At 65.1% G+C, this 6,451-nt stretch carries 5 protein-coding genes and 3 pseudogenes; 3 read left to right on the top strand and 5 right to left on the bottom strand.

Annotated features, from left to right (window positions below; translation table 11 throughout):
* Positions 1–95: 95 nt before the first annotated feature.
* The 4 genes and pseudogenes from ACFVJ3_RS46300 to ACFVJ3_RS46285 all read right to left on the bottom strand — a co-directional run.
* Positions 96–1,016: pseudogene (locus ACFVJ3_RS46300) on the bottom strand (NmrA family NAD(P)-binding protein); the annotation flags it as partial.
* A gap of 482 nt (positions 1,017–1,498) precedes the next feature.
* Positions 1,499–2,314 carry an ATP-binding protein gene (locus ACFVJ3_RS46295; protein ID WP_378458472.1) on the bottom strand — a complete coding sequence of 272 codons (816 nt, stop codon included), beginning with the start codon at positions 2,312–2,314 and terminating at the stop codon, positions 1,499–1,501.
* Positions 2,311–2,694, bottom strand: a complete 384-nt coding sequence (locus ACFVJ3_RS46290) for a transposase (protein ID WP_378458471.1) — start codon at positions 2,692–2,694, stop codon at positions 2,311–2,313. The genes ACFVJ3_RS46295 and ACFVJ3_RS46290 overlap by 4 nt, the downstream gene beginning before the upstream one ends.
* A gap of 217 nt (positions 2,695–2,911) precedes the next feature.
* Positions 2,912–3,058, bottom strand: a pseudogene (locus ACFVJ3_RS46285) (hypothetical protein); the annotation flags it as partial.
* A 16-nt stretch (positions 3,059–3,074) separates the two neighbouring features.
* On the opposite strand from ACFVJ3_RS46285, the pseudogene ACFVJ3_RS46280 reads away from it, so the two are divergent.
* Together ACFVJ3_RS46280 and ACFVJ3_RS46275 are read left to right on the top strand one after the other, a co-directional pair.
* Positions 3,075–3,833, top strand: a pseudogene (locus ACFVJ3_RS46280) (fatty acid desaturase family protein); the annotation flags it as partial.
* 527 nt (positions 3,834–4,360) lie between these two features.
* Positions 4,361–4,795 carry a MerR family transcriptional regulator gene (locus ACFVJ3_RS46275; protein WP_378458467.1) on the top strand — a complete coding sequence of 145 codons (435 nt, stop codon included), beginning with the start codon at positions 4,361–4,363 and terminating at the stop codon, positions 4,793–4,795.
* Between the two features lie 87 nt (positions 4,796–4,882).
* Here ACFVJ3_RS46275 and ACFVJ3_RS46270 read toward each other — a convergent pair whose 3' ends face one another.
* Positions 4,883–5,572 carry a hypothetical protein gene (locus tag ACFVJ3_RS46270; RefSeq protein WP_378458466.1) on the bottom strand — a complete coding sequence of 230 codons (690 nt, stop codon included), beginning with the start codon at positions 5,570–5,572 and terminating at the stop codon, positions 4,883–4,885.
* Between the two features lie 75 nt (positions 5,573–5,647).
* On the opposite strand from ACFVJ3_RS46270, the gene ACFVJ3_RS46265 reads away from it, so the two are divergent.
* Positions 5,648–6,430 carry a TniQ family protein gene (locus ACFVJ3_RS46265; protein WP_378458470.1) on the top strand — a complete coding sequence of 261 codons (783 nt, stop codon included), beginning with the start codon at positions 5,648–5,650 and terminating at the stop codon, positions 6,428–6,430.
* Positions 6,431–6,451: the final 21 nt, after the last annotated feature.

The following is a 6,451-nucleotide window of genomic DNA, read 5'->3' as shown; positions in this document are numbered from 1 at the left end:
CTTCGCTACTCAATGCTTCCTACTCCGAACTCGCCCTCAAAACCTCACTGATTACAGACACAGATTGTGTCTCAGACCAGGTTGACAGAGAGGGGCAGAGCGTAGTCCCTGGTGATGATTCCGTGCTTCCACACATTCCAGAAGCCCGTGAAATTGTCGCGGAAGCTCATGGTGCTCTTGTCGTTGGGATCGGCGTTGTACCCGGCAGGGTGATCAGCAATTCCCCTCAGGTCCGGACTGTTCCAGTATGTGTCCAGATCAGTGTCGATGTACTGGGCCGGATGCCCGGTGACCTTCTCGAATGCTGCAGCCATAGCGGTGTAGGTCATGTGCTCGATGGCGACTTCGAGGTCCATGCCATTGGCCCGTTCCGGATGGTCGAAGAGCCAGCGGACATAGAATCCGCAGTCTTCGAGAGCCACATGCGGAACAGCTCCCTCGCCGAGCGGGACTCGCCACGTGACGACACCGTCCTCGATGGTGGGCGTCATGGGCGTGAGCGGTGAGATGACCATCTCGATGTAGGGACCTGACGTGAAGACCGCTGCTCCCATCCGGTCCCTGTTCTTTTCGTTCTGGAACAGCACCCATTCGGCCATGCGGCCCTTGCCGTCATAGTGGCCGGTGCGGAATTTGGAGTCGTAGCCTGATTTCTTCAGGGCGTAGTCGAGGTTTCCATAGACGAAGAACTTGATTCTTTCTTCGATCGCTATCTCATAATTGCGGATGGCCCAGTAGGTCTCGGTCTTCTCGCCGGTGTTGAACCCGTCGATGTTAATGAACGCCCCGTCACAGCCGCGAAATCCTTCGCGCAGCACGTCCTCGTCGGCAAATGACCCTTCGAGGATGGATACGTTGCCGAGCGCGAGGAGAGCCTGGGCCCGGGGGGAGGTGGCATCCCGGGTGAGGACCCGGACGGAGTACTTCTTGTCGGCGACGAGGGCGCGAACGATGGGTATTCCTTGAGCCCCTGTGCCGCCGATGACGAAGATGGTGGAGGTGGCATGAGCAGGCATGGTTTTGACTCCGAGGTTGAGTACGCACGCGATCAGCACGCGCCGGGCGCGGCGCGTTCGGGACTGATCTCTGCATCGGCTTGGCGGTCAACGGCACCGACCGACTGACGCTGCGCCGATGCCCGTGGGCCATGAGACCCTTGAAACCGATCGGTTTCCACCACGATACACCGATCGGTTTCTAAGCGGCAAGTGCCCGGGCATCCGGTTCTCGACAGTTGACCGTGAGGAGGTGCCTGCGGGCTCGGCGTATGGTCGCGCGCCGTGTGCGTGGGCGTCGGTGGTCGGCGTTGCGGAAAACTGAAGGCGGACGCGGCCGACTTGAGGGCCTGGATGGTGTCCCACCGAGTGGTGTAACAGGGGTCTTCGCATAGCCCCTGGTCATGGCCCCGGAATCCTGAAAGCGGCCCCAGCCCCAAAGTGTCGCTTGCCAGGGTGATGGGACCACCTCGTTGCCACGAGCATGGGACCACCCGAAGGTGTCATCGAGCATCGACCTCGCCTTCTGAACTGTCAACCACGCCACGCCCGGGACGGGTGCGTTGCCGGTAGGACGGGCCCTCGATGACGAGGGTGTGCGCCGAGGAGGTGAGCCGGTCGATCGCCGACTGCGCGAGCAGGGCATCGGTGGTCATCGACAGCAACTCATCTGGGGACCTATTTGAGGAGACGATCGTCGGCTTGCGGCGGTGGCGCTCCACGACCAACTCGTAGAAGTCGTTGGTCTCGGTGGCGTCCAGGGGCCGCAGCGCAAAATCGTCGAGGACCAGGAGATCGACGGTGGCGATGCGCCGCATCTCCGCCTCGACCGAGTTGTCGAGCCGGGCGGCGCGCAGACGGGCGAACAGCTTGTCCGCGCGGGCGCAGAGCACCGTCATCCGTCGCCGGATCGCCACGTGCCCGAGGGCGGTTGCCAGGTGCGTCTTTCCGACCCCGACCGGTCCCAGAACAAGGACCGAGTGGCCGGCCTCGGCGAACCGCAGCGACACCAGATCCGAGAGCAGGGATCGGTCGTAACGGAGGTCGTCGAGGGCGTTCCAGGTGTCGATCCGCATCGACTGATCCAGACCGGCCTTCGCCGACCGCAAAGTGGCCGAGCGTGATTCCCGCCGGGACACCTCGTCGGCGAGGAGCAGTTCCAGGAACGCGACGTGGCTGAGTTGGTGCTGGCGGGCCAGGGCCAGTCGCTCGGGCAGGGTGTCCTTGAGGGCGCCGAGCTTGAGGGCCTTGAGAAGGGCGATCAGGTCGGCGCCGATCGGATCGGCCGGGCCGGAAATGGGTGCGGGTGGGGTGGTCATCGTGGCTCCTTCGTGTCGGTGTTGCCGCCGGCGATCACCGTCAGATGCCCGGTCCTCTCGGTGGCAACCCCGGTCCCGGCAGTGGCAGGGGTGGTCCTCTCGGTGGCAACGCCGGTCCCGGTAGTGGCGACGGTGGTCCCAGTGGTGGCAGGGGTGGTCCGGTCGGTGGCGAACTCGGCGGGGTCGCGGGTGAACCGGGACGGGGCCGCCGACCCGGCGGCCGGGAGCAGCGGTGCGGTGGTCTCGGTGGCGCGTTCGAGCATCGAGGCGATCTTGCTCACCGACACCACATCCAGATCCAAGGCTGTGCTGCACGCCGCTTCGACCGGGCCGGGCCCGTAGCGGCGGACCAGTCCGAGCAGCCGGTAGACCGCCCGCATCGACGATCCAGGGCAGCGGATCGTCGAGCAATCTTTCGGCGTAGATCCCGACGCAGTGGCCGTGCCCGGCGCAGGTGGCGATCAGCCGGTCCAGATCCCGCATCGCGTATCCGACCTTCTCGGTGGGCAGGTCCTCCGGGTCGGTGCTGCGCCCACCGGCGGGCTGGCGGGGATGCACCTTCACCAGGTTTCCGCGGACGTAGAACTTCACCAGCGCACTGTCCGCCCGCACCTCGAGGGTGGACCCGATCCACTGTCCCGGTATCGAATACAGTGCCTTGGCGACCTCGGCGTGGAAGTCGCGGTGCACCTTGACCTGTTTGAAGATCGGCACGTCGTAGACCGGTGGGACGGGCAGCAGCATCGGTGCCTCGTCCCCCCGTGATCAGCGGTGGACGCCGTTGAGCGTCGGCAATCCGGTCTACAACCTGGTGCTGCAGTTGTTCTTCGAGTACGGCATTGCCCTGCAGCACCTCGAGCTCGGGAAGATCGCTGTGGGCGGTGGCGATCGTGTGGAGTTCGGGCGCAGGTGCCGCGAGGTGGCCGGGAAGGTCGGCCGCCAGGTGCGCAAGGATTATCTGGTCTATCCGGCGCTCACCGGTCCGGCGTTCCTGACGACCTTCACCGCGAACCTGACGGCGAACATGATCCGCAACGTGTGGACGAATGCCGTGATCTTCTGCGGTCATTTCCCGGACGGCGCCGAGAAGTTCACGACGGAGGACCTCGAGAACGAGACGCGCGGCCAGTGGTACCTGCGGCAGATGCTGGGTAGCGCGAACTTCGTGGCGGACCCGGTCATGGAGTTCATGAGCGGCAACCTCTGCTACCAGATCGAGCATCACCTGTTCCCGGACCTGCCGAGCAACCGGCTGCGGGAGATTTCCGTGCGGGTGTAGGCCCTGGCTCAGAAGTACGATCTGCCCTACACCACGGGTTCGCTGCCGGTGCAGTACTTCCAGTCGTGGCGGACCATCGCCAAGCTGGCGCTGCCGAACAGGTTCCTCACCGCCACCGCCGACGACGCGCCCGAGACGGCGTCGGAACGCAGGTTCACCGACCCGCGCCCGCAGATCGATCCGGTCACGGGTAAGCGCCGGGGGTTGTTGACGGCGCTTCGCGCTCGTGCCGGAATCTGACACCTCACGGCTGCGGGAGTCCCGCAGATGGGTCCCCGGACACGGCTGGAGGACTCAGCGGAGTCGGGTCTCACTTGCGCGCGGATCCGAAGCTCACGGAACCCCGACGACCGGATGGGGACGACCGCACCCGATCCGAGGAGGCGGACATCTCGACTCCTGCTGCGATTCCCGACCTCGCGCGGTCGTCGATCAACGAGAGCCGACCCGTCGGGCCACCGCCCCGGCGACGTCGACGGAGCCGACGCGCCCCTGGCGCGGACATAATGGGTGGTCAACCGACTCCAGAATTTCTGTAGCGGCGAGTGTAGACATTGAGGTTCCGTTGTTGTAGAGTTCCTCTCGTCGCAAGGAAAGAGTTCACGAGGTGCGGGAGGAATGAACTGCCCGCAGAGCAGTACCGCAAGACAGGGATGTGCCGGGGCAAGGGTTGATGTGAGTGTGTAAGGCCCCGGCTTTTCCGGTCGGCTGCCGGGCGGCACGACGAGCCCGGCAGCCGGAAGAAGTGCAGTGAATGAAGTAGTGCAGTGAATAAGGAAACGAAACCGGCCCCCGGCGCCTCACGGCGCCGGGGGCCCTGTCCGTTGGAAAGGGGACACACCATTCAGGAAGATTCGCCCGACCACAGCCCGGCCGGGAAGTTCGACGACGAGGACTACCCGGCCTACAGCACGGGCCACGCCGCCGAGATCCTCGGCGTCACACAAGCATTCCTCCGCAGCCTCGACGCGGCGAAACTCCTCACCCCCGGACGCTCCGAGGGCGGCCACCGCCGCTACTCCCGATACCAGCTCCGCATCGCCGCCCGAGCCCGCGAACTGATCGACCAGGGCACCGCACTCGAATCCGCGTGCCGCATCATGATCCTCGAAGACCAACTCGCCGAGGCCCGGCGCATCAACACCGAACTCCAGCACACCCACCGCCCACAGGCGGACGGACCCAGCCCCGCAATCAGCTGAAACACCATCTGATCAATCAGACAGATGCGATAGACGACTCGTTGTCACCGGTTATGGATCGATGACCGTAAGCGGATCCTTCACCGGCTAAGGCAGTGGGATGATCGCTGCCGCGAGTTCGGCGGGCGGAGGCAGCTTCAGGTGTGTAGTGACAGGTCCGAGGCCGATCTCTGGCCACTCTGCGATCAGGGGCAGATCCTCGGTATCGGGTGGGGGTGTCAGCTCAAAGAGGTACTCGCGCTGGTACATCTCGGAGTTTTGGAATCCCTCGCCGTCTCTGTGCCGAATGGGCTGGAGAACGGAGTCCTCAAGAGCTCTCAGCCGTAGGGGTCGTCCATGCGTCTCGCCGGGCCGGCGCCTACCGGTTTCGGGGTCGAAGATCGCCGGCGCCGTGTGCTGGCGTTGTAGTGCGTCGGCGTGGACACCTGTGGCTACCACGACAACCGCGAGATCAAGTCCCGATATGTAGGCCACAATCGACCGCAGCCCCACGGTCACCCCATCCACTCGTGCCAGCAGCGTCGGACCGTGCGCGATTGCTCCCAACTCTTTGGCGTCAGGTGGGGTGACGCGTTGCGACCAGATCATCGTTTGAGCGTGGAACATGGATTGGCCCACGATCATTGATTCCAGGGTGGTGGTAGGTCGCGTTGCACCAATCGCCACTCTGGCGGCTGCGATGACGCCAGGGAAGTAGTAGACGCCAGGGAAGTAGTAGTGCCCAGAGATCGGGATTGATCGTGCGTCCTCGATCACGCTGGACTTCACACGCTTCACGCGCTCAGATGCCTAGTCCGGGGTGTGCGAGACCCTGCCATCTGGTCCGTCAGCCAAAGGCGATCGACACCGGTGATGGATCCGCCTTCGGGACGGGCGCCGGCTGCTGACCGCTATGCGCTGGCCTCCCGGTACCAGCTGTCTCCGGCGCAGTTGTTGCGGGAGTTCGGCTTCACTTCCCGGCCCGCCACCGTCGACCGTGTTCTGGACCAGGTCGCCGAGTGCTCGCGGGAGATCACCTGGTGTCTCGGCCTCCCGCCACGGGCGCTGTCGCCGGCATTGTGCGGCGGGCCGGTCGAGGCCTCCCTCGGCCGGTACCTTGCGCACCGCCGCGGGATCCGGCACCGATTCACCGGGTCCCGATTCTGTCCACGGTGTCTCGCGGACCCAGACTGCATCTGGCAGATGCAATGGGCGCACCCGTTGCTCCCGATATGCCTGCGGCACCGGCTGCGGTTGCAGACCCGATGTCCCGGTTGCGGGCAGGTGCCCTTCTCCGACACCACCTGGCTCGGCAGCCACGGCCCGCCATGGCACTGTCCCCAACGGTGTCCCCGGGACAGCACCGACCGGAAGGTGCGTCCGTTCTGCCGGCACGACCTGCGCGACTCCACCGTGATCGAGGCCGACGGCGACTTGTGCACGGCCCAGCGGTATCTGACCGCGCTGGCCGAGGCCACCGACATCGACGATCCCACCTCCCGATACGACAAGGCCACCGCGACGACCCGATTCGAGGCCTTCTGCGACCTCGCCGCCGACAAACTCGGCATCGACACCCTCGTCGCCCTCGGCGCCCATCCGGACGCCGGACCATCGAACACGGGGCCAAATCTGAAGCCGACCAGCTCCCCTTAACGCCCGTTGCGGGAAATGGTC

Source organism: Rhodococcus sp. NPDC127593 (assembly GCF_042671975.1).
Taxonomy (GTDB): Bacteria; Actinomycetota; Actinomycetes; order Mycobacteriales; family Mycobacteriaceae; genus Rhodococcus_F.
This window is presented reverse-complemented; position numbering and strand designations above follow the sequence as displayed.